Consider the following 23,479-nt stretch of genomic DNA (forward strand, 5'->3'; position numbering starts at 1 on the left):
CGCTTTTATCGATCAAAGAGCGCTTATTGGCCGTGGGCAGTTTGTCTCTTTTATCTCTGCTACAGCACAATGAACGAGATCCTTTGCATAGATTTACGTACGTTGACGTCCCTTTACATCACAGGAGCTAAAGTAATGATGTCGTCTTTATGAGTGTTAACAAATGAAAACAGTCCGCAATATCATTTGGGCAATGATTGCCACAATGTCAGCCTTTTGGTTTGCGATGGAACCGCAATTATTCGCTTCAAGCGATGTCTTTGAATGGCGCTCAGCCATGATTCAGTACTCAGGTATTTTGTCTCTGGTGTTAATGTCCATCACAATGATCTTGGCGATGCGTTTGCCTATGGTTGAGAATTGGCTGAAAGGTATGGATAAAGCATATCGAGTCCATAAATGGCTCGGTATCGGTGGTGTTGCACTGGGTGTGACACACTGGTTGTGGTACCAAATACCTAAGTCATTGGTGGTGTCTGGTGTGTTAGATAAGCCTGTTCGACACGATGGTTCAGGGCCGCAAGCTGTTTTGACTGGATGGGAGTTATGGGTCAATGAATTACGCGGTATTGCTCAGAGTATTGGCGAGTGGGGCTTCTACTTGTTGCTCATTTTACTGGTGGCGTCACTATGGGCGGCAGTGAAGTACAAACCGTTTAAATTGTCGCACCGTCTGATGTCGGTTGCGTACCTGTTTATCGCTTTCCACTCAGTAATCCTGCTTAAACGAGCGTATTGGGGAGAACCTATTTATTATCTAACTGTGGCATTTGCTTTGGCTGGGTCTATCGCAGCGATTTACAGTTTGTTGGGCTTGGTTGGGCGTCGTAATCGTCACTCAGCGAAGATTATCTCGACTCGCTATTTTCCACAAGCTGAAGTGATGGAGCTGGTGTTAAAACCGGAGGCATCTTGGCAAGGTCACAAAGCTGGGCAGTTTGCGTACTTGCGTTTCGGTAATGAAGACCCGCATCCGTTTACCATTGTTTCTGGCAGTGATGATCCAGAGCTGCGCTTTTTGATCAAAGAGCTGGGTGATTTTACTAATGGCCTATATGAACGAGTGAAAGCGGGCGATGCGGTTACGGTTGAAGGACCCTATGGTCGACTTTATTTTGACCTAAGCAAGCCACAAATTTGGATTGCTGGTGGTGTCGGGATAGCGTCGTTTTTTGCAACACTTGAAGCGCTCAAAACAGAACGAGATCATCCTCGTATTCAACTGTTTTATTGTACTCGCGGTGTTGATAAGCAATTAATCGATGAGTTGTGGCACCTAGCACACGCGGTTGGTGTGAAGTTGACCGTGATAGATACCTTGCACTCACCGCGGCTAAACGCCGGAAGAATTGTCAATCAATGTGGCGACCTCAACGAGTACGAGATGTATTTCTGCGGGCCGGAGTTGTTCTCTACATCACTGAAAAAAGAATTAGACAACTATCAATTTGATATTGAAAAGCACTACCACGAAGAGCTGTTTGTGATGCGTTAAAGCCAACTATTGGAGCTGTGATTGTTAAATTAGTCAATCGGCACAGTGTAAAAAGGCGTAAAGTCACTCAATTTGTTATTGCAGCGGTTTGCTATTGAGCGATACCATATAGGGCTGTTTCTTTGGTAAAGATGTAATTATGTCAGATGAAAAACTCGCACTCGAATGGATGCGCCAACAAGCTCATAAAGTTGACCCATACGTTATCGATCCATCGTTTGATGAATGCGTTGAGTTGCTTGATCCTGCCTTCAAGAAAGGCAAGAGTGTTGCTCAACTCAAGTATCTGTTATCAGAAGCAGATCGCCGAGCGGGCGCGGCAGAACGTAAGCATGCGGCTTTAAAATACGCCAAAGAGAAAAGCCCAAATGCTGGTCAAATCTTGCGACTGCAAAGCAAGCTTCAACAAGTTCAGTTGGCTCTCAAGCTTGCCACTGGCGATAACAATATGACCATATCTCAGTTCTGTTCAGAGTATGACGTGACTAAGCGTGACGGCAATACGGCATGGAATGAAAAGTTGGTGGAGCAGGGGAAGAGAAAGTAGCGATCTCTATTTCTATTTTTTGATTTAGTCGTTTTTCTATTGAACTTTAAATCATGCTCGCAGAGCCGTTAACTCGGTATCTTGAACCCCAATCATTGATATGCATTGCCGTGGTTTGAGCGCGGCGTATTGTCTCAACGATGTCCTCATTATTTTGGTGACGCACTCATGAACCTCTCCCAGATTGACCTGAATCTTCTTTTCGTTCTTAAGCATTTACTCGAAGAAAAACACGTCTCTAATACCGCAATGTCTCTGAACATGAGCCAGTCTTCGGTAAGTCGTACGCTACAAAAAATGCGTACCTTCTTTGATGATGAGCTGCTGGTACGTAAGAAGTATGGCTATGAGCTGACCCCAAAAGCAGAGTCGATTAAAAACGATATCAACACCGTTATTACTAACCTGGAAAAGTTGGTTCATAAGCAGTCGTTTGACCCAAGCAAGGTTGATAGTACTGTGAAATTTTATGGCTTACTGCCTCAAATTAATACCTTAATGCCCAAGGTGATCGCTAAGATCCGCAAAGAAGCGCCGAACATGATCGTGAGTTTAGATTCTGCGCCCAAGCGTCATTTCGAATCCTTGGTCGCAGGTGATGTGCACTTTGCCTTATCTTCGCATCAGCCGCCTTCTGCTGAGCAAAATATCTATCGTATGACAGTGGCGAAGCGCACGTTCCGTTTGTTGATGAGCCGAGAGCACCCATTGGCGAATGAAACTCTGACCCCACAAAAGCTGGCGGAATATGATTTTGGCCAAGTCTCTCTACAAGGTGAGAAAAGGCTCTCTTTCGAACACAAATACCAAGAACTCGGTTTAGCCAATAAAAAGCAGCGCCTGTCTGCACCTGTGCAGTTGAGTAACTTCAGCTCGGCGCCAAGTATTGCTGCCGAAACCGACATCATCTTTCACCTTCCAACACCTTTTGCAGAAGCAGCGTGTCATGATCCCCGCCTGATCACCAGAGAAGTCCCAGAAGAACTCCACTTGAGCTTTCAAGAAGTTTATTTGTACTGGCACAAGCGATTTCATGATGACCCGATGTGTGAATGGGTACGTGAAATATTCAAAGACCTCTATGTAGGCAAAGATACGTACTCTTAAAAGAGAGTGACTTCTAGTTAAGTAAGCACCGAAGTCTGAGTGATTTGAGAGCCGTTATTCGCAACATCATCAGTTTCATATCAAGCATAAGGTGAAGGTAACTATCCGTCTGGCGGATAGCGATATTCTATTTTGGCGATAGCATTATGCTTGAAGCGAATGATTTACGCCGCTCTAATTGAGAATGATTATTAAATGCAATCTCAATTTAAGTAGAGCCAAGATGAACACTATTCAAACGTTTACTCGTTCCCCCCTTTCTAAGTCTATAGCTGCTGCGTGTTTTGTATTCCCTGTGATGGGCTTTGCTAACGAACAAGTAAATCAAGTTGATACCGAAGCTTTGACCATTGAAGCGACGACTATGGAAACCATGGTTGTGACAGCAGCTGGTTATGAGCAGGTTGTCACTGAAGCGCCAGCGTCGATCAGCGTGATTACTCGTGAGCAGCTGGAAAACCAATCGTATAAAGATCTGACAGACGCGCTGCGTGATGTACCTAGTGTGATAGTGACAGGTGGTGGTTCGAGCCAAGACATTTCAATACGTGGTATGCCTGCAGAATACACGGCGATTTTGGTCGATGGACGCAAGCAGTCTGGCCGTGAAACACAACAAAACAGCAGTGGTGGCTTTGAGCAAGATTGGCTACCACCTCTAAGCGCGATTGAGCGAGTTGAAGTCGTGCGTGGCCCAATGTCGACGCTTTACGGTTCAGACGCGATTGGCGGTGTGATCAACATTATCACTCGTAAAGATTATCAAGAGTGGTATGGCAGCGTACGTGGTGAAACAACACTGCAAGAGAACTCAGACTCGGGCAATTCATATCAAAGCCAAGTGCATCTAGCGGGCCCTCTTATTGATGGCTTGTTGAGTGCTTCTTTCTCTGGTTTATATCAAGAGCGTAAGGAAGATGAGATTCTTTACGGATACGGAGGCAAAACATTAGAGAGTTACCGTGGCGCACTACACTTGACGCCTACGGATGACGATACTTTCTCGTTTGATTACACCTATCACGATCAAGAACGAGTGACGACGGATGGAAAATCGAAAACCACAGATTCTGAGCGTGTGAACAATCGTCAATCATTGGGCCTATCTCACTCAGGCAACTACGACTGGGGCTCGGGCACTTCATACATCAACAATGAAACGGTTGAGAATGAAGGCGGAGAAATGGAAGTGGAAAACCTGACTCTGAACTCACAATGGTCTATGCCTGTGCTTGAGGCGCACTACCTAACTATCGGCTTCAACTATACACGTCAGGAGCTGACAGATTCTGCAGAAGATCATGTCTTCAAAAATAACCAATGGTCACTGTTTGCGGAAGATGAATGGTACATCACCGATTCTTTTGCTCTAACAACTGGCCTCAGATTTGATCAAAATGACGTGTTCGAGTCTCATCTGAGCCCTCGCGTTTATGGTGTGTGGAGTGTCGACTCATATTGGACAGTGAAAGGCGGTGTTTCAACGGGATATCGAGCACCAGGCTTAACTGAGATGGAAGCGGGTTGGGCGCAAGAAAGTTGTGGTGGCGACTGCTCGGTTTACGGTAATCCTGATCTAAAAGCCGAGACGTCAGTGAACAGTGAAATGGGCGTGTACTTTGTTGGCGATGCCGATTTAAGCTCGAACATCACCGTATTCTACAGTGACTTTAAAGACAAGATCGACAAGAAAGAGCTGAGCACTAACTGTGGCCGACGTGGTTGTGATTCTACCTACGTGAACATTGAAGACGCGATTACTTACGGTGCTGAATACACGATAAACAAAGGCATTACTGAGGCGATTTCTGTCGGTTCGACGTATACCTATACACATACTGAGAAGCAGTCTGGTGAAGATGAGGGTAAGCCACTAACACAAGTTCCTGAGCATTTAGTTACCGTAAATGCAGATTGGCAAGTACGTGATGATGTCCAATCTTGGATGCGAGTGACATACCGTGGCAAAGAGTCAGAACCGACAACGAGTAGTTCAAGAACACAATACGAAGCGCCATCAATTACTTATGTTGACTTAGGTGCCAACTGGTATGTGCAAAAGAACCTTAAGGTGATGGCTGGTATCTACAACCTATTTGATGAACAAACCGATTACGAAGAGTTTGGCTACGTTGAAGATGGTCGTCGTTACTGGTTAGCAGCAGAAGCGTCATTCTAGATAAGAGGTTCATAATGAAAAAGATAACAAAATTACTGATGCTTTCATTTGTTGGATTATCGGCTGCTAATGCTAATGCTAATGCTAATGCTAATGCTAATGCGGTATACACAGTAGAAAAGGACATCTTGTTTAAGACGGTAGAAGCACGAGAGATCAAGCTTGATCTCTACCTTCCCAAAACAGAAGCAAAGGTTGATGGAAAATATCCGTTGCTCGTTTGGGTACATGGCGGTGCGTGGAAGCGTGGCACTAAAGACGATATTCCGACTAAAAACCCGTTGTTGCTTAATTCTGTTTTGGATGAAGGTTATGCGTTGGCTGCGGTCGATTATCGTTTAAGTGGCGAAGCAACTTTCCCAAAACCAGTCGCGGATATTAATGATGCTATTAACTATCTTCATGACCATGCTAACAAGTACAATCTTGCCGCCGATAACCTGGTTATGATGGGGCGTTCAGCTGGTGGTCATTTAGCGGGATTGGTCGGCGCAAGTAATACGCACGGTGACATTAGCTTTTACTCAGAACCTAAGTATCGAGTGGCTGGAGTTGTAAGCTTTTTTGGCCCGACGGACCTGCTGGAACTAGGTAATAAAGGGAACAGACCAACCAGTAAAAAGTCGTCGGTGTCACGTTTTTTAGGTGATATCCCGAGTGAAGTACTAGAGCTAGCGGCACAAGCTTCAACGACCAGTTATATAAACAGTGATGCTCCGCCTTACATTCAGTTCCATGGAACACTGGATAAGCGAGTGCCTTTAGCGCAAAGCCAGATCCTCAAACATGCTTTGGACAAGTACGGCATTGAGAATCAGCTGTTTATCGAGGAGGGTGTTGGTCATAGTGCTCCAATTTTTGATACCGATAAGTATGTACCGCATGTGATTGCGTTTTTAAAGCGACATTATCCAATTAAATAATCTCTACTTTTGTGACGTTACAACGCGCTAGAAAGCATTCATTGAGCCATTTAAAGCCAAGTTGATCACTAAGGTTCAACTTGGCTTTTTTATTGGAAGCTTTCATAAGTATCTGGATTCATTTCTAACTTCCCTTTTATGATTCGATCGTCATTTATTAGATCGAACAAAACCGTGTTCACCTTCGATAATCGAGTTATTCATCAGTTAAAGGTGGTGGTTATTGTGTGTTTCATCACGCTTTGTTCGTAACTGACTCTAGCTTATCGACGACCTTGATAAAGGCTTCAATGTGCGCGATACACTATTTTTCGCCCATTAATCAATTTCACTTGTGACAAAGTTATCAGAATTATGCATTTTCGGTAACGTTCCCGAAATTATCGATCTATCATCCACTCAGATACAAAAGTGAAGTAATCACACGACTGATTTCTATTTCTTCTTCGATATAGAGCTTATACATCAAAAGTATAAGCCGAAATGTGCTTACGAATTATTTTGGGAACGTTTGCAGATAATCCAAAACAATTAACGTGAGAACATCAGAATGAAACGACACATTTTAGCGGTTGCTGTAACAATGGGGCTAATGACTACATCGGTATTAGCAAGTGAAGACGTTGCAGCATTAGAGCAACGTATTAATGAATTAGAACAAAGGGTTGCACAAACAGAGCAGGTCTCTACCGAGGCCAATGAAAAGGCTTCTTCGTTTGAGTTTCACGGCTATGCTCGCTCTGGGTTATTGATCAACGACGACCTAAACGGCGCGACAGGTACTGGTCCTTACATGACAGCGGCGGGTGCCATTGGAGCTCCAATTGGACGTCTTGGTGTTGAAGATGATCATTACGTTGAAGCGAACTTGATTCATAAGCGATTTGCAGACGATGGCTCTAGTGCTTTGTTTCGCATCATGTTGGCCGACAGTACTGAGACAAATAACGAGTGGACTGCCAGCGAAAGCCAGTTGAATGTGCGACAAGTGTATTCAGAACTGAACCGTCTGAGCATGTTCTCTGAATCTGAAGCGTTTTCTGAAGCAACGTTTTGGGCGGGTAAACGATTCGATCGCGACAACTTTGATATTCACTTTTTCGATTCGGATATTGTCTTCTTATCAGGTACTGGTGCGGGCGTTTATGACGTTCAGATGAGCGACAACTGGAAAGCGAATTTCTCTATTTATGGCCGAGATTTTGGTGAGATTGATAGCTCGTCAACAGATGTAGAAAACTACATTGCAACCATGAATAACCGTATTGGCCAATGGCAAGTGATGTTGAGCGGTATGACCTCAGCAGACAATGATAGCCGCCTAAATGGCGCAGCTGAAAGCGGTGTACACGCAATGTTTGCGTACCATGGAGACAACTTCTTTGGTCTGAGCGAAGGCTTCTCTAAAACGGGTATGTTAGTGGGTAGTGGCCTAGGTGCAGAGCTAAAAGGCATCGGTTCAAATGGTGATCTACTGGATGACGCGAAAGCCGTTCGCCTGTTTAGCTACGGTGTCACTCGCATTGGCGACAACTGGCGCTTAGCACCTGCATTAATGGCAGAGCATAGCCAAGACCGTTTGAAGAAGAATGACGAGTTCACATGGGCTTCTTTAAACGTTCGATTAGCTCAAGAGTTCACAGAGAACTTTGAGATGGTTTACGAAGGTTCATTGCAATACATGGATTTAGACAACTCGACAGAGCAAGCGAGCGGCGGTTTCTACAAAGCGACAGTTGCACCAACACTCAAGCTTTCAACTAGCACTGGTTTCTTTGACCGACCAGAACTGCGTTTCGCTGTGAGCTATGTGGATTGGAGTGAAGACCTAAATGGTTACTCGATCAGCACTGAAGCAGATGCTGCAACGATGGGAGAGGGCGGCGAGGTTCTGTTTGCACTGCAGATGGAAACTTGGTTCTAATTGCTTGATATATCGTTTAGATAGAGAGTGTTACTCATGATGTGATAGTCGCATCACCAAATGCCAACCTTATCGTTTCAACTCGAAGGTTGGCATTTTTTATCTTGGGATAACCTGATCTCTGAAATAAATCGCTAGCAAGACTCTCGGTCAATAGTGGTGAAGGTCAACACCATCTTGCTCATTTCAAAGCCTTTTTTCTCAATACGGTCGAGTAGCAGCTTGGCTCCATTTTCTCCCGCTTTATCAAACGCATAGTTAAACGTAGACAGCGTTGGTGTGCATACTGAAGCGAGCTCATCGTCACCTACACCGAGCACCAATATATCCTTTCCTGGAACGAGCCCCGCTTCCTGAATGGCTCTGATCGCACCGATTGCGATACGGTCAGTGGCGCAGAATAGGCCGTCGAGCTTGGTGTGCTCCTTGAGATACTGCTTCGCCAGTTGGTAACCTGACTCTATGGTGAAGTCGCCACGGGCGTGAAATTGCAGTGTGAGGTCGTTAAATTGAAGCGATTGAGCGAAGCCTTCCGACCTCATCTTATCAACCGCAATATCATCACCTTGCACACCGATGAATCCCATATGCTTACAAGCTTTCGCTATGAGGCGATTACCCGCTTCAAACCCTACGCGAGTGTCGTCGTGCACAATGCTTGGGATGTTAAACATTGACCCGTCTTGACCAACCAATACCACGGGTACGGCAGAGCTTTGAATCGCTTTGACTAATTGGTTGTCGAGGTGGGTCGCGTACAGGATGATACCTTCAACACGCCTCTGGTTAAATATCTGAATATATTCAAGTTCTTTATGGTGTGTTTGGTGTGTGCTCGCTAATAATACATGCTTGCCCGCTTGCTCTAAGACGGCGGTTAAACCATCGACACCCTGAGAGGTGGCATGGGAAGAAACCCTAGGAACAATCACGCCAACCAGGTTGGTTTTTTGGGACTTTAAGTCTTTAGCGACTTGGTTTGGGAGATAGCCACACTCTTCAACTGCTTTACGCACCTTCACCTTGGTCGCGTCTTTTACGCCATACTCATCATTGATTACTCTTGAAACCGTCGACTTGGAAACTCCAGCGAGACGAGCGACATCATGAAGACTAGCCATTATTCATTATCCAATTGTAATTTTAGTTTTGGGATTGTTTGCAAACAGAGCATCAAATTTACCTGTTATTAGGGGATTTTAACCCTGTCTTCTTATCCTAGGGAGATAATTTGAAGATCATTCTCACACTATTGAGCAGTTATCTTTGATCATTTGTTATTTCTAGGCAAAAATTTGTTTTGCAAACGTTCCCGAAAATTCAAAAGCTCAAATGATAATCCAATGGGGTATGTAATGAATTATCCAAAAATAGCAAAAGAGCTGCTTTCTCTATTAGGTGGTAAAAGTAATATCACCGCACTCGCACACTGCGCGACTCGTCTGCGTCTTGCGGTTGCAGACCAAGATAAAATTGATGAACAGGCGATTGATAACCTAGAAGGGGTTAAGGGCCAGTTTAAAGTGGCAGGTCAATATCAGATCATCTTTGGCTCAGGCATCGTAAACCAAGTTTATGCTGAGTTGGCTAAGCTGACTGAAATGACGGAAATGTCGACCAACGATGTGGCGTCTGCAGGTGCTGACAACCAAAATATCCTGCAACGCGCGGTGAAAGGCCTATCTGATATTTTTGTACCAATCATTCCGGCGATTGTTGCTGGTGGTTTGTTGATGGGTATCTACAACCTATTGACGGCTCAAGGCTTATTCATTGATGGTAAATCTTTAATCGACGCTAATCCGGGTTTGACCGACTTAGCAAACATGATCAATACATTTGCTAATGCTCCTTTTGTGTACTTACCTATTTTATTAGCATTTTCAGCGAGTAAGAAGTTTGGTGGTAACCCATACCTTGGCGCGGCTTTAGGTATGTTGATGGTTCACCCAGACTTGCTTAACGGCTGGGGCTTCGGTGGCGCATCAGTGTCGGGCAGCATTCCGGTTTGGAACATTTTAGGTTTCGAAATCGAGAAAGTAGGCTATCAAGGTTCAGTACTACCCGTTCTTGTTTCTGCGTTTATTCTAGCGAAAGTTGAGCTTGGGCTGCGTAAAGTTATTCCTTCGGTTCTGGATAACTTGCTAACGCCGCTATTGGCGATTTTCATAACTGGTTTGTTAACATTCACGATTGTTGGTCCATTTACTCGTGATATCGGCTTCCTGCTTGGTGACGGCCTAAATTGGTTATACAACAGTGCTGGCTTCATTGGCGGTGCGGTGTTTGGTTTGATTTATGCGCCGTTTGTTATTACTGGTATGCACCATAGCTTTATTGCTATTGAAACTCAGCTGCTTGCGGATATCGCAACGACTGGCGGTACGTTCATCTTCCCTATCGCGGCGATGTCTAACGTGTCACAAGGTGCAGCGGCACTGGCGGTTGGTTTCATGAGTAAAGATAAGAAAATGAAAGGTATCGCGATTCCTTCTGGTGTGACTGGCTTGCTTGGTATTACTGAACCTGCAATGTTCGGTGTGAACTTGAAGCTTCGCTATCCATTCATTGCTGCGGTTTGTGCCGCTGCGATTTCAAGCGCGTTTATCACGATGTTCAATGTGAAAGCACAAGCACTGGGTGCGGCGGGTATTCCTGGCATCATCTCAATATCACCAGAAAAGATTGGCTACTACGTGGTAGGTATGATTATCGCGTTCGTGACTGCCTTTGCTCTGACCGTTGTTTTAGGTCTGCGCGAGCGCAGCAAGCAAAACATTAAAGCAACAGCTTAACGTTTCTCCCTAGAAGTGAAGCCCCCCTTTTCACTTCATTTCCTAAGCTTTGGGGTGCTAGCTAGGTGATTTGGCTTAGCTAGCCTTTTTATATTTTTACATGACAGCGTGAAGTGTCACCTTGCTTTTGGTTGCTACTGCTTTCGATTGCCATCGCTTTCGGTTGTCATGATTTTCAGTTTTAAGGTAAGAAAGATGAATCAAGTTTGGGTAACTGGAGACGCCGTCGTCGACCTCATTCCGGAGACTGACGCGACATTATTGAAATGTCCGGGCGGTGCGCCTGCTAATGTCGCGGTAGCGATTTCTCGCCTTTTAGGCAAAAGCGCATTTTTTGGCCGAGTGGGTAACGATCCGTTTGGCACTTTTATGGAAGTGACTCTGCAAAAGGAAGGTGTGAATACCGAGCGTTTGGTGAAGGACCCTGAACAACGCACGTCAACCGTGGTGGTCGATCTTGATGACCAAGGCGAGCGTAGCTTTACGTTTATGGTTAAGCCAAGTGCCGACCAGTTTATGTCTGTTGAAGACATTCCCGAATTTAAGAAAAACGAGTGGCTACACGTCTGCTCGATCTCTTTGGCTAATGAACCAAGCCGAAGCAGTACCTTCGAAGCGATCCGACGTATGAAAGCCGCGGGCGGTTACATCAGCTTCGATCCAAACCTTCGTGATGAAGTGTGGCAAAACCCATCTGAAATTAAGTCTGTGGTCATGAAAGCGGTTGAATTGGCTGATGTGGTTAAATTCTCAGAAGAAGAACTGGATTTCTTAACCGATTCAACTTCGATGGAACAAGGTTTGGCTAACATTGCAGATCTTAACAACACGCTTGTTCTGGTTACGCAGGGCGCGAAAGGCGTTTGGCGAGTATTTGAAAACCAAGGTGTGTTGATTTCAGGTCGCTCAGTGACGCCAGTGGATACCACGGGTGCAGGCGATGCTTTTGTTGGCGGTTTGCTTGCAAAGCTTTCTCAAGATGATGAGTGGAACAATCAACAAGTCGTCGATTCTGCAATTCAGTGGGCGAATGTGTGTGGTGCACTGGCGACCACGCAAAAAGGCGCAATGACCGCACTTCCAACGCAAGAAGCTCTTACTCAGTTTATTCAAAAAGACTCTTCAAATACGAATGCCGTAGAGGAGAGTGTATGAGTTTGAACTCGAACTGGACAGTAGAGCAAAGATATCGCCGTATAGAAGATATTTCTCTAGAGAGTATTGATGCGATGGTAGAGCTTCGCAAACAAGACTCTGGCTATCCAAGCTACCATATTGCGCCTAAGTTTGGTCTGCTTAATGATCCGAATGGTCTGTGTTTCTTTAATGGTGAACACCACCTATTTTACCAATGGACGCCAGTTGGCCCCGTCCATGGTATGAAGTACTGGTACCACCTTTCTACCAAAGACTTCGTTCATTTCGAAGACCACGGCATTGGCTTGCACCCAGACCAAGATTACGACTCTCACGGTGTTTACTCTGGTGGTGCATTGGTTGAAAACGACAATGCATTGTTGTTTTTTACAGGTAACAAGCGCGATGGAAATTGGTTGCGAGTGCCAACTCAATGTTTTGCCAAGATGTCTGCTGACGGCAAAATAGAAAAGCACGGCGTGGTTATCGAAAACGATCACTACACCGAACATTTCCGAGACCCAAAAGTGTGGAAACAGGGCGGCGATTATCTGATGGTTGTGGGTGCTCAAACGCCTCAAAATACTGGCTCTATGGCGCTATATTGCAGCCGAGACCTGATGAATTGGCAGCACAAAGGTCCAATTCAAACTCGTTACAACAACCTTGGCTATATGTGGGAATGCCCAGATTTCTTTGAAATAGAGAATCAGTCGGTGATGCTGTTTTCTCCACAAGGTGTGTCTAGCGAAAATCCATACGATTTCAAAAATATCTACTCGGTGGCTTATATCGTCGGTGACCGCCTAAATCTCGATTCGGTAGAACTGGAAAACCACCAAGATATTGCGCAACCAGATTATGGCTTCGATTTCTATGCACCACAGACTTATCTAGATGATACAGGCCGCCGTATTCTGATTGCTTGGATTGGTCTGCCTGAGATTAATACACCATCTAATGAGTATCAGTGGGCGGGCATGTTGTCGTTACCACGCGAACTTCAAATCCAAGATGGCTATCTTGTTCAGTCTGCTTTACCTGAATTGAAAGCGCTACAGGGTGAAGCTGTGGTGGTTGAAAATGCTCTTGAATTGGATACAACCAGCTTCATGGTTGAGCTCGAAACTGATACTGACGAGTTTGAGTTTACACTTGCTAACGTTGCGGGTGATAACATCGTGTTCAGTGCTACAGAAAAGGAGTTCATGCTTGATCGCAGTAAGATGTCTCAGCTCTACGCGGAAGAGTTTGGCTCAGTGAGAAAAGCACCGAGGTTGAGCACCAAGCAAACCATCGAGGTTTATGTTGATAAGTCAGTGATCGAAATCTTTATCAATGGCGGTAAGCACACAATGACCAGCCGTTTCTTCATTGATGACTTGAGTTCATTGTCGATGACTGGTGACGTGAACACCGTTTATCACTCGATGAACCCAATTAAAGGGTTGGGCAACTAACCTCCGCTTATCACCATCAAGAAAGCCGCTGATCAACAGCGGCTTTTGTTTGGTCTGCGACATCACTATTGTGCTAACTCTTTGACCTTGTCCATTCCCCGTAGCCCTGAATCTCAAGTCCATTTAGAACAAACAACCAACGCTAAGGTCGAATGTTATTGAAACTGACCTTTTGTGTCCCATCATCTAGGTTCTCTAACTTAACCACATCCCCTTGATAGTAATAAGGTTCCATTGGCATCTCGCTGTTGGTCGGCCTTGCGTAATGCAATACTGCTGGCTTGGCGTCAACTTGCTGAGCGAACAAATAGCCAATCAGCGCATGTTCAAACTGGTGATAACCGTTGCCCCAATGGAAAGCTTTGGTGCGTTTTGGATCAAGCCCCACGCCGCCGTATTTGTGGTCGACCCATACATCATGAAAGGTGGGTAGGGTGTATTGCAGTACGTCTTTCATTGAACCATCGACCAGCGAAACCGTCATCGCTGCTTGATCAAGCTCCGCCCATTCCCATGATGAAGCCCAATTTGTGTTTGGTCGGCTTTGCCAGCCAGTTATCTCTTGTCCTTTCCACGCTTTCTGAAGTTCCTCGCCATAATATTGGGATACGTTGGCGAACTCTTTCTGATATTGCGCCAGAGCGAGAGTGTGTTTCATGCCATCGAATCCAAATTGCGACCATTCTGTATTTTCTAATGCGTGACCGGTTAGATAGGTCATCCAATACGCTTTGATGGTGTGCCCAAAATCGTTGTGATTAGCATTCGGCATCATCGCAGCTTTATCGTGAATTGCGCCGTAGAAGCGTTGTTCATCTTCAGAATGGTATTGGTCAATCATGGTTTGCGTGAGCCAGTTTAAGTCATCAAGCCATTTTGATTTGACGGGCTCTTTGAGCAGAGGTGCGACGAGCAACATGTAGCCATTAATTTGATCAAGTTGTGCGACTAGTTCACGTCGTTTTGCACTACCATCTTCACCGTCAGCAAGTACCCAAGCAAGACCGCTGTTGTCGCTAAGTCGATATCTATCAAAGATAAAAGCTTGTTGGGCGATGAGTGCTTGTTCTACCTTTTTGTCTTGAGTCAGGTAGTAGTACATGGCAAGGCCAACCAGCGCATAGGCTTGATCTTGAGAAGTACGTTGCTGCCAATCCTGGCCTGCTTTTCCCTCTTTTGTGTAGCCGATAAAGCCGCCGTTTTGCTTATCTTCTAGCTGCTCAATGATGTAGTAGGCACCTTGCTTGGCAAGCGCTAAGGCCTGCTTATCACCAGTAAGATGGTAGAGCACGCCATAGGCATAAGTTTGACGTGACTTCATTCGCGTAAACTCTTTGCCAAAGTGTGGCGTGATCCAGCCCTTGTTCAGTTCAGGGCACACATCAGAAACATCGAGCAAGGTACCGTCATCACAGCGGAAAGTAGGGAAGTTTCCTACCGGTTCTCCTTGAGCGCTAGGCATTAACCAATAAGGTGCAAGCCCTTCAGTCGCATGGTTGAGCCACTCTTCTCCAGAAGGAAGATGGGCGTTGGCAGATACGGCGAAGCTAGTAATACTGAGTAATGCGATCGTTGCTCGTAACATGATGTTTATCTTAACTATTTGAATTTCTTTGAATATAAACAATCACATCTGCACATTGTGATTAGGCGATCACAATCGACCAAATTAATAAGGTTTAGATAAAAGCTCACAGACTAGTGAGCTTTGGAAGGGTGTCTTGTATTTTATACTGGCTTGCCCGCCTCGTCCTCTTCAACCACATCGGTTTCTAAGCTAGCCTCTGCCAGCCACTTTTGTATCGATGGACTGTTAAGCACACGTTGTTGATACTGCGATGCCTTCTCTGAAAGTTGGATGCCATAGGTATCTACGCGTAATGCGACGGGTGCAAACATCGCATCGGCAATCGACCATTCACCAAACAACCATCCTTCAGGGTATTGTTCCATTTGTGCTGACCATATTGCATCAGTACGTGCGATGTCTTTAAGTGCGTCTTCACTCAGTGTGAGCTTTCGTTGTGCGCGGCAGTTCATCGGCATTTCATTTCTGACGGCAAAGAACCCAGAGTGCATCTCGGCGGAAATTGCTCGGGCATGGGCGCGTTCTTTCACTGAGCTAGGCCACGCTGCACCGTCCAAATAGGCATCGTTAACGTATTCGAGAATCGCCAATGAATCCCACACCGCAACATTACCATCAACTAGGGTTGGAACCTTGGCCGTTGGCGTCACTTTCGCCAGAGTGTCGTAAAAATCAGAGGTGAATAGCTTGAGCTTGATGACTTCTGTACTCAGGTTGTAGTTGTCGAATATTAGCCATGCGCGCAGTGACCAAGTTGAGTAGTTCTGGTTTCCAATATAAAGCTGCATCGTTGCTTCCTTGCGTTTGGTGAGTATGCTTTTGAGCTTAGGGGATTGTATTGCGGAGCACTAACGGATAATTTTGATGCAATACATTAATAAAAACGATGGGTGGTGATTTCAATATGGATATTGATGCTTTGCGAGGCTTTCTCGCGTTTGTGGAAACCAGTAGTTTCACTCGTGCAGCGAAACAGATAAATCGTACCCAATCGGCATTCAGTGCTCAGATGCGTAAGTTGGAAGAAGAACTCAACGTCACTCTTTTCCAGAAAGAAGGACGTAATTTAATACTGACTGAAGCTGGCTTAGCGCTGCGTTCTCATGCCGAACAGTTGGTCGCCCTTCACAATACCGCACTTAAGCAAGTAAAGCGTTACGAAGACAAACAACCTCTGCGACTCGGCTGCCCTGAAGACTACAATGACACCATTCTGCCGAAAGTGATTCACCTGTTGCAGAAAGCAGAACCCACCTGTTCAATCCAAATATTCAGCCTGCCCAGCATTACGCTGAGAGAGTGGTTGGATGACGGCAGGCTTGATGCGGCGATTGTCACCCGAGCGCCCGATAGTGAAGAGGGTTACTGGCTCACTCATGATATCGGAGTATGGATAAGCAGCCCTGATTATGTGTTCGATGAGTCTAAACCAGTGCCATTAGCCTTGTTTCAGACCGATTGTAAGTACCACGCCGCGGCAGTGAATGGCTTAACCAAGCAGGGCACGCCTTATCAGTTATTGGCGTGTAGCAATACTGCTTCAGCGCAGCGAGCGATCGTTAAAGCTGGATTAGCCATTGGCGCGATGGGTAAGCTGAGCGTGACTTCAGATTTGAGAATCCTCGATGATATGCCACCGTTGCCTTCGGTCGATATTGTGCTGATCCTAGCGACCAAGCATCACCCGGTATTGGATAAAGAAGTGCTCAATCAACTTGTGGAGTTGGGTTCTGAGTAGCTTAGGTTCATCTTCCTATTGGAGGATTCCCAAGCTTTTCAATTTTCGATAAATGGTATTGCGGCTGATACCGAGTATTCTCGAAGTCTTACTTATGTTGCCTTGGTTGGCTTGATAGGTTTGCAGCAAGGTTTCTTCAACGGTACTTCTTAAATCGTTATTAGCTGTACCTTTGGTGGTATTAGGAGGCGTGAGTTGATGCTGATTATCGTGTGCTAATGACGTGAGATGTTGAGCAAGGTGGCTGGGCACATGCTCGAGTGTGAGTTGGGGTTCATCATTTGCTAATAGAGCAGCAACCTTAAGTAAGTTGTCTAATTCGCGGATATTACCCGGCCAAGAATAGGCGCACAGTAAGCTCATCAAGTGCGGGCAGATTGTCTGTTCGTCTTCGGCGTATTTACGATGAATGTGCTCGATTAAAGCGTGCTTGTCTTGTCGGTGTTGTAGGCTTGGCAAGGTGAAGGCTAAGCCATTGAGTCTGTAATACAGGTCTTGCCTAAACTCACCTGTTGCGACTAACTGCTCGAGGTTTTTGTGAGTTGCAGCGATGATCTGACAATCGACTTGATAGCTTTGATTAGAACCAACTGGCACCACGGATTTGTCTTGCAGAACATGCAGTAGTCGGCACTGAGCTTCTAAAGGCATGTCGGCGATCTCATCTAGAAATAGAATCCCTTTATCTGCTTGACGGATCTTACCTTGGAAGCCCTTGTGGCTTGCTCCCGTAAAGGCGCCCGGCGCGTAACCAAACAGTTCAGATTCGATAAGGTCTTTAGGCAGCGCGCCACAATTTACCGCTACCAAGGGCGAAGACTTACGCTGGCTTTGCTTGTGCAGCGCTTTAACAAACTCGCCTTTGCCAACTCCTGTTTCTCCTAAGATCAACAAACTGATCCCTTTATCGATTACCTTGTTGGCTTGTTGCCAAGCGTGTTCGATTTGTTGCTCGCCATGGTGCAAATCACACGATGCTGAAATGGAGCGCGTGCGTTTGGTGGTTGGTTGTTTGAGGTGTTGTTTCTCAAATACAAAAGGCGTGTCTAATGAGGTTCGGTTGAAGAGGGTATCGATACTCTCACCGACGATCGAGGTTTGATCCAATAGTTGAGAGGCGACCTGATTGTGTGCCACCACCTCCCCAGCTTCATTGGCTATTACAATCCCTTGCCAACCACTGTGTAATAACGATTTCTCACATGCGAGGTCGATGCGAGTGGTGCCTTGTGGGATGTGGCTCAGTAGCTGGTTTTCAACAAGCTGAACCATATTTTGAACCAGTAGCTGCACCGAACTGTCGTGCTGTTGCTGCTCACTGGTAATGTCCAATACGCCAACCATGTTCCCTTGGTGATCAAACACAGGGCTTGCTGAACAGCTGATAAATCGATGCTGGTGGATGAAGTGCTGCTCACCAATGATGGTCACGGGTTTAGCTTCAACAATCGCGGTGCCAATCGCGTTGGTGCCCTTAAGTTGTTCCTGCCAACACGCTCCTGAGCTGAGTGCAATTGATGTCAGCTTCTCCTTAAACCGCTCCTGTCCCCAACTCGCCAGAATCACCCCTTCAATATCGGTCAGAATCAAACGACTGTCGGTACGAGCAAACATCTGATTAAACAAAGGCAGCGCATTGCGTTCGACGATGTGGATCAAGTCAGCCGATTGATGACGTCGCTGCTTAAGAATCGATTGTGGTAGGCGAATGTCTTCAGGAAGTCGTCTCTGTTTTAGACCCGCTTCTGTGCTGCGGTGCCAAGAGGACGAAAGCCAATCTGAGGTGTTTGCTTGTTGAAGGTGCATGACTGTTCCATGTCGTAACAGTGAGGGTGTACCAATTTGGAACAGTTGAACACTGGAGTGGTTTCCATACGTCCGTTCAATGCCAACTCACTTTGGGTTGTAAATGTTTTGTAATCATAGTTTTACAATTTATTAACAACAAGTTTTGAAGTTCTGGCGTGTGATTTGCGTTGTTACTGTTGTGAAGAAAACACGAAGTATCAGTGTTTTAAACAGAAAGTATAAACATGGGCGTCTTGTCATGAGTTCTTTTCTCAAGAGGAGCCGCCACAAAAATAAGACAGCTCTAGCTCAATAACAAATCTAAGAAGGATCTAACTATGATTTACGCACAGCCGGGTAGTGATAACGCAGTGGTGAACTTTAAAGCGCAATACGATAACTTTATCGGTGGCGAGTGGGTGAAGCCTGTCAGCGGCGAATATTTTGATAACACTTCCCCAGTGAATGGTCAGGTGTATTGCCAAGTGGCACGCTCAACCGAGGCGGATATCAGCTTGGCACTCGATGCCGCGCATGCTGCTCGTGCAAGTTGGGCTTCGACCAGTGTGACTGAGCGTTCTAACATCCTGCTCAAAATTGCCGACCGCATTGAAGCGAATCTAGAAGAAATCGCAGTCGCTGAAACATGGGAAAACGGCAAGCCTGTGCGAGAAACCTTAGCGGCAGATATTCCTTTGGTTGTCGATCACTTCCGTTATTTCGCGGGTTGTATCCGAGCGCAAGAAGGCAGCGCAGCTGAGCTAGATTCAAACACGGCGAGTTACCACTTCCCAGAACCCATCGGTGTGGTTGGGCAGATCATTCCTTGGAACTTCCCGATCTTAATGGCGGCTTGGAAATTGGCACCTGCGCTAGCGGCGGGTTGTTGTGTTGTGATGAAGCCTGCTGAGCAAACACCGACATCGATCCTAGTGATGATGGAGAAGATCGCCGATCTTCTGCCTGCTGGCGTGGTCAACATCGTCAATGGTTTTGGTAGCGAAGCGGGTCAAGCGTTAGCAACCAGCGATCGCTTAGCGAAGTTGGCGTTTACTGGTTCAACAGAGGTCGGCCACCACATCTTGAAATGTGCCGCAGAAAGCTTGATTCCATCAACGGTTGAGCTTGGCGGTAAGTCTCCAAATATCTACTTCCCAGATATCTTTAATCATGAAGATGAATACCTAGATAAGTGTGTCGAAGGTATGTTGCTGGCGTTCTTTAATCAGGGGGAAGTGTGTACCTGTCCGTCACGTGTGCTGATCCATGAATCGGTGTACGACAAGTTCATCGCCAAGGTGGTCGAGCGTGCTCAAACTATTAAACAAGGTAACCCGTTAGATACCGATACTCAGGTGGGTGCACAAGCTTCAAAAGAGCAGTTCGATAAGATCTTGAGCTACCTAGAAATCGGCCGTCAAGAAGGTGCGAAAGTGCTAACAGGTGGTGAAATCGCGCAGCAACCAGATGATCTGGGCAACGGTTACTACATTCAGCCAACCATGCTGGAAGGGCACAACAAGATGCGTGTATTCCAAGAAGAGATCTTCGGCCCTGTTATCGCAGTAACGACGTTTAAAGATGAAGCAGAAGCGCTAGAGATTGCCAATGACACCGAGTATGGCTTGGGTGCAGGCGTATGGACTCGTGATGCAAACCTAGCGTATCGCATGGGTCGTAACATCGAAGCGGGGCGTATTTGGGTGAACTGTTACCACGCTTATCCAGCACATGCCGCGTTCGGTGGTTATAAGAAATCAGGCATCGGTCGTGAGACACATAAAATGATGCTCGATCACTACCAAAATACTAAGAACCTATTGATCAGCTATGATACTAATCCGTTAGGCTTCTTTTAATACAGGTTCGTTTTAAAAGTATGAGAATGAATCATAGGTACAAAGAGCAACTAACAACGCAGTTGGCTTAATTAAGAAAAATAAAAGTGAAAGCAAAACGCCCAATTCAATTGAGTTGGGCGTTTTTATGTTTGAATTGATCTAGCTTTTCGAAAAGAAGATCTCGGGCTTGTGGACAGGGCCATAGTTGCCTTCTAACTGAGTGAGCTCCAAACCTTGCTTTCCGATCAGAGTACCGACCAATTGGCGGTTAAACGGGTAGCTGTCGGGGTTGTTAATGTACTCTTCAACATCTATCCATTTAGCTTCTTCAATTTCATCAGTGTCTTGAATCGCGATATCTTGAGTTTGAGCGATAAGGTGACAAATAAAGTAGAGGTTTGATTTACCGAATTGATACGGGTGTCTTGTCGCCATGCCAACCACAGAGACGAACGTTGCCTCGATACCTGTCTCTTCCAAGGTTTCACGAACCACAGACTCTTCAATACCTTCACCCAACTCAATATGGCCGCCCGGTAATTTGTAACCCGTCATGCCGTGCTCTTTAATCATCAGCACTTGGTTGTGTTCGTTGGTGATCAACGCGCCAGCACCCAAAGTGTGGGTAGGGATGAAAGGCACAAACTCTACAATCTCGGATTTGTGGATCAGCGTAATTTCGTCTTCTAGACAGTTGTGAAACACAAAGCCAAGCTCAGTCGCCACCGGAATAAGGTGCGAGAGTGAAATAGGTAAGCTAATCCAAATGATGCCTTTGTTATTCTGCTTTGAAAATTCGGTGATCTCGCTGAGTTCGGCATTGAATGAGTCAACATCGTGAGGGGCTGTTGCTGGGTCAATGATGATGCCGTTAAATTTGTCGAGCGTAAATTCCACGGGTGATCCTTTATTATTTTGATTTATTGGGCGTCGAGCATGGTCTGAGCTTATCGTATCTAAAGAGCTTATAACACCTTGAGAGCAAGGGCAGCAGTGAATCAAAAGTAGGCAATGCAGTTTATGTCGAACGGGTCGGGATAAGTGGAGGGTGTTGCTAGAAACAAAAACTGCGCTTGGAAGCCAAAGCGCAGTTTTAAAATGAGGTTTATTGCAGTTCGATTTTAACGAATATAGTTCGCGTTAATACTCACGTACCAGTGTTGAAGCTTGCCATCAGATTTCTTGATCCACAAATCGTTGGTGTAGCTATCAATCTTGCCGTTAACCGTAAGGTTGAATGTGTTCTCGTCGAATTCGCCAAGCTTCACGAACTGGTCCGTGGTAATCAGGAATGGGTCCATGTCGTCTACACCAACCACATCTGAAATCACATAGTAGTGGTAAGTCAGCGGCTTGCTCGCATCATTCGGGTTGCTGCGATACGCAACAAGCTTGAATGGTTCCGTTAATGGAACGTCGAGCGTTTGCTTGTCCATGGTCGCTGGAATTGGAATAAACAGCCAAGCGGTAAACAGACCGCTCAATAAAACCATCAGGAAGAAAAGAGTCTTAATTGCTTTCATAGCAACCTTCAAAATATGGGGGATGTTAATGGGGCTATGGTAACTAGGGAGAGTAAAGATGCAAGCTCTGTTATTACCCTATCTTATCTCAGCTTAATCTAGCGCAAAGAAAGCGGTTCGGTTAACTCGAAATGTAAACACGAGTGCTTAACTCTTGATTATGGCTTAAGAGAATTCGTTATTTGAACCAATCTTGGTTTTTAACCAGTCTCTCGAAACAAGGCGAAGAACTGTCGCGAAATGACCTATATAGATAAAATTCAGTACGATAAGAATAGCGCATGAATATTTTTTGAGCGTTTTCTTATGCATTTAAATCCACGGTTAAGTGGCGAATACCATTCTTATGTCGATCACTCATTTCGTATCGATTGTTCACTTGGCTCCAATCCATTTGGCGCACCAGAAATTCCTGAACATGTGATCAAAGATATTATCTACGGTATTGATAAGTACTATTGCCACAGGGAGCTTTCGGAGCTGACTTATCTGACTCGCCAGTTTATTGGGATTGAAGATTGTCGTATTACGTACACCACGGGCTCTCTTGGGGCGCTAGAACTTATCTTCAATAAACTTATCGATCACAACAATCGCACCATGATAGGCATTGGCCCTCAGTTTGTTGAAGCAGTATCAGAGTTCACTTTGGTGGGCGGGAAGTACCAGTCCATCAACATGTTTGATTATCAAAACGAGTCGGATCTGTTCGGTGTGTTGGCATCAAAAATAAGCAGTCAAAATCCTGCCTTGGTGTATATCGATAATCCCAACAACCCAACGGGTCGAATCTACGACAGAGCTTATCTGGTCGAGATAGCGAGAGTATGTGAGCGTTCTGGCGCTATTTTGATTGTCGACGAGGCATATGGTGAATACCTGACCCCTGAGCAGTCTATGCTCGATCAGACCTTAGTCTTGGACAACTTAATAGTTTTACGAACCTTTTCTAAAGGTTTAGGGCTCGCTGGGATTCGACTCGGTTACTTAGCCAGCAGTGAAAACCTGACTTCTGCAATCGAAGCTGCGGTGAGTGTGTTTACGCCGACTTACCCCTCAATAAAAATCGCATCGGCGACCTTACCCAATGCAAAACACTTCTTAGAAATGAACCGCAGCAAAACTGAATACTTTAAGCAGCAAATGATCGGCTTGTTGTCTGAGAACAATATTGAGGTGGTTGGCACGTCAATATCGACGCCCATTATGTTGTTGAAAAAGAGAGGAACTCACCTTTCAAAGCTATTTGAGAGTATCGGTATTAAGACATGTTCGGGTGTCGATTTTGCTATTACGTGCGACGCGATGACTGAAGAGTATGTTCGATTACGAATTGTTGGCAATGATATAGATTTAGAAGCGTTAAAGCAGCGTATTAAGCAGTTATAAAAGCAACCGTTATAAAATCAGTAGGCATAAAAAAGGTTCATCGCG

At 45.5% G+C, this 23,479-nt stretch carries 18 protein-coding genes; 12 read left to right on the forward strand and 6 right to left on the reverse strand.

What is annotated here, in order from left to right; all coding sequences use genetic code 11:
• The first annotated feature begins 163 nt into the window (after nucleotides 1–163).
• The 6 genes from AB4329_RS13735 to AB4329_RS13760 all read left to right on the forward strand — a co-directional run bounded on the left by AB4329_RS13735 (nucleotide 164) and on the right by AB4329_RS13760 (nucleotide 8,175).
• Nucleotides 164–1,495 (forward strand): ferric reductase-like transmembrane domain-containing protein, encoded by a 1,332-nt coding sequence (locus AB4329_RS13735; RefSeq protein ID WP_372138550.1) that lies wholly within the window; start codon nucleotides 164–166, stop codon nucleotides 1,493–1,495.
• 139 nt (nucleotides 1,496–1,634) lie between these two features.
• Nucleotides 1,635–2,042: a hypothetical protein gene (locus tag AB4329_RS13740; RefSeq protein ID WP_017061620.1), complete on the forward strand. Its 408-nt coding sequence runs from the start codon at nucleotides 1,635–1,637 to the stop codon at nucleotides 2,040–2,042.
• Nucleotides 2,043–2,210: 168 nt separating this feature from the next.
• Entirely contained in the window at nucleotides 2,211–3,149 is a 939-nt protein-coding gene (locus AB4329_RS13745; RefSeq protein ID WP_017071654.1) for a LysR family transcriptional regulator, read from the forward strand.
• 298 nt (nucleotides 3,150–3,447) lie between these two features.
• Entirely contained in the window at nucleotides 3,448–5,328 is a 1,881-nt protein-coding gene (locus AB4329_RS13750) for a TonB-dependent receptor domain-containing protein (RefSeq protein ID WP_372138559.1), read from the forward strand.
• Nucleotides 5,329–5,342: 14 nt separating this feature from the next.
• Nucleotides 5,343–6,251, forward strand: a complete 909-nt coding sequence (locus AB4329_RS13755; RefSeq protein WP_372138552.1) for an alpha/beta hydrolase fold domain-containing protein — start codon at nucleotides 5,343–5,345, stop codon at nucleotides 6,249–6,251.
• Between the two features lie 550 nt (nucleotides 6,252–6,801).
• Nucleotides 6,802–8,175: a carbohydrate porin gene (locus AB4329_RS13760; protein WP_102320859.1), complete on the forward strand. Its 1,374-nt coding sequence runs from the start codon at nucleotides 6,802–6,804 to the stop codon at nucleotides 8,173–8,175.
• 134 nt (nucleotides 8,176–8,309) lie between these two features.
• On the opposite strand, the gene AB4329_RS13765 is transcribed toward AB4329_RS13760, so the two are convergent.
• The gene (locus tag AB4329_RS13765) at nucleotides 8,310–9,296 is read right to left on the reverse strand and encodes a LacI family DNA-binding transcriptional regulator (protein WP_017061622.1); all 987 of its coding nucleotides are present in this window, start codon (nucleotides 9,294–9,296) and stop codon (nucleotides 8,310–8,312) included.
• 234 nt (nucleotides 9,297–9,530) lie between these two features.
• Between AB4329_RS13765 and AB4329_RS13770 the strand changes: the two genes are divergently transcribed.
• The 3 genes from AB4329_RS13770 to AB4329_RS13780 all read left to right on the forward strand — a co-directional run bounded on the left by AB4329_RS13770 (nucleotide 9,531) and on the right by AB4329_RS13780 (nucleotide 13,567).
• Complete coding sequence (locus AB4329_RS13770; RefSeq protein ID WP_017064972.1) at nucleotides 9,531–10,970, forward strand: sucrose-specific PTS transporter subunit IIBC; 1,440 nt, start codon at nucleotides 9,531–9,533, stop codon at nucleotides 10,968–10,970.
• A gap of 195 nt (nucleotides 10,971–11,165) precedes the next feature.
• Nucleotides 11,166–12,125: an aminoimidazole riboside kinase gene (locus tag AB4329_RS13775; RefSeq protein WP_372138554.1), complete on the forward strand. Its 960-nt coding sequence runs from the start codon at nucleotides 11,166–11,168 to the stop codon at nucleotides 12,123–12,125.
• Nucleotides 12,122–13,567 carry a sucrose-6-phosphate hydrolase gene (locus tag AB4329_RS13780; RefSeq protein ID WP_372138555.1) on the forward strand — a complete coding sequence of 482 codons (1,446 nt, stop codon included), beginning with the start codon at nucleotides 12,122–12,124 and terminating at the stop codon, nucleotides 13,565–13,567. Before AB4329_RS13775 ends, AB4329_RS13780 begins: the two co-directional genes overlap by 4 nt.
• Before the next feature lie 142 nt (nucleotides 13,568–13,709).
• On the opposite strand, the gene AB4329_RS13785 is transcribed toward AB4329_RS13780, so the two are convergent.
• Together AB4329_RS13785 and AB4329_RS13790 are read right to left on the reverse strand one after the other, a co-directional pair.
• The gene (locus tag AB4329_RS13785) at nucleotides 13,710–15,152 is read right to left on the reverse strand and encodes an N-acylglucosamine 2-epimerase (RefSeq protein WP_372138556.1); all 1,443 of its coding nucleotides are present in this window, start codon (nucleotides 15,150–15,152) and stop codon (nucleotides 13,710–13,712) included.
• Nucleotides 15,153–15,295: 143 nt separating this feature from the next.
• Nucleotides 15,296–15,943, reverse strand: coding sequence for a glutathione S-transferase family protein (locus tag AB4329_RS13790; protein ID WP_372115437.1), 648 nt, complete (start codon nucleotides 15,941–15,943; stop codon nucleotides 15,296–15,298).
• Between the two features lie 98 nt (nucleotides 15,944–16,041).
• Between AB4329_RS13790 and AB4329_RS13795 the strand changes: the two genes are divergently transcribed.
• A complete protein-coding gene (locus AB4329_RS13795; protein WP_372132938.1) occupies nucleotides 16,042–16,893 on the forward strand; it encodes a LysR family transcriptional regulator in 852 nt (283 codons plus the stop codon).
• A gap of 15 nt (nucleotides 16,894–16,908) precedes the next feature.
• Here AB4329_RS13795 and AB4329_RS13800 read toward each other — a convergent pair whose 3' ends face one another.
• Entirely contained in the window at nucleotides 16,909–18,699 is a 1,791-nt protein-coding gene (locus tag AB4329_RS13800) for a sigma-54-dependent Fis family transcriptional regulator (RefSeq protein WP_372138557.1), read from the reverse strand.
• A 320-nt stretch (nucleotides 18,700–19,019) separates the two neighbouring features.
• Here AB4329_RS13800 and AB4329_RS13805 point away from each other — a divergent pair, with 320 nt between their 5' ends.
• Complete coding sequence (locus AB4329_RS13805; RefSeq protein ID WP_016785531.1) at nucleotides 19,020–20,540, forward strand: aldehyde dehydrogenase family protein; 1,521 nt, start codon at nucleotides 19,020–19,022, stop codon at nucleotides 20,538–20,540.
• A 141-nt stretch (nucleotides 20,541–20,681) separates the two neighbouring features.
• On the opposite strand, the gene AB4329_RS13810 is transcribed toward AB4329_RS13805, so the two are convergent.
• On the reverse strand, nucleotides 20,682–21,419 hold the full coding sequence (locus tag AB4329_RS13810) for an NUDIX domain-containing protein (protein ID WP_102393965.1): 738 nt from the start codon (nucleotides 21,417–21,419) through the stop codon (nucleotides 20,682–20,684).
• 224 nt (nucleotides 21,420–21,643) lie between these two features.
• Entirely contained in the window at nucleotides 21,644–22,045 is a 402-nt protein-coding gene (locus AB4329_RS13815; protein WP_017061631.1) for a hypothetical protein, read from the reverse strand.
• Nucleotides 22,046–22,351: 306 nt separating this feature from the next.
• On the opposite strand from AB4329_RS13815, the gene AB4329_RS13820 reads away from it, so the two are divergent.
• Entirely contained in the window at nucleotides 22,352–23,434 is a 1,083-nt protein-coding gene (locus AB4329_RS13820; RefSeq protein ID WP_017061632.1) for a pyridoxal phosphate-dependent aminotransferase, read from the forward strand.
• Nucleotides 23,435–23,479: the final 45 nt, after the last annotated feature.

Origin of the sequence: Vibrio sp. 10N.261.54.A5 (assembly GCF_041471145.1) — a bacterium.
GTDB lineage: Bacteria > Pseudomonadota > Gammaproteobacteria > Enterobacterales > Vibrionaceae > Vibrio > Vibrio crassostreae_C.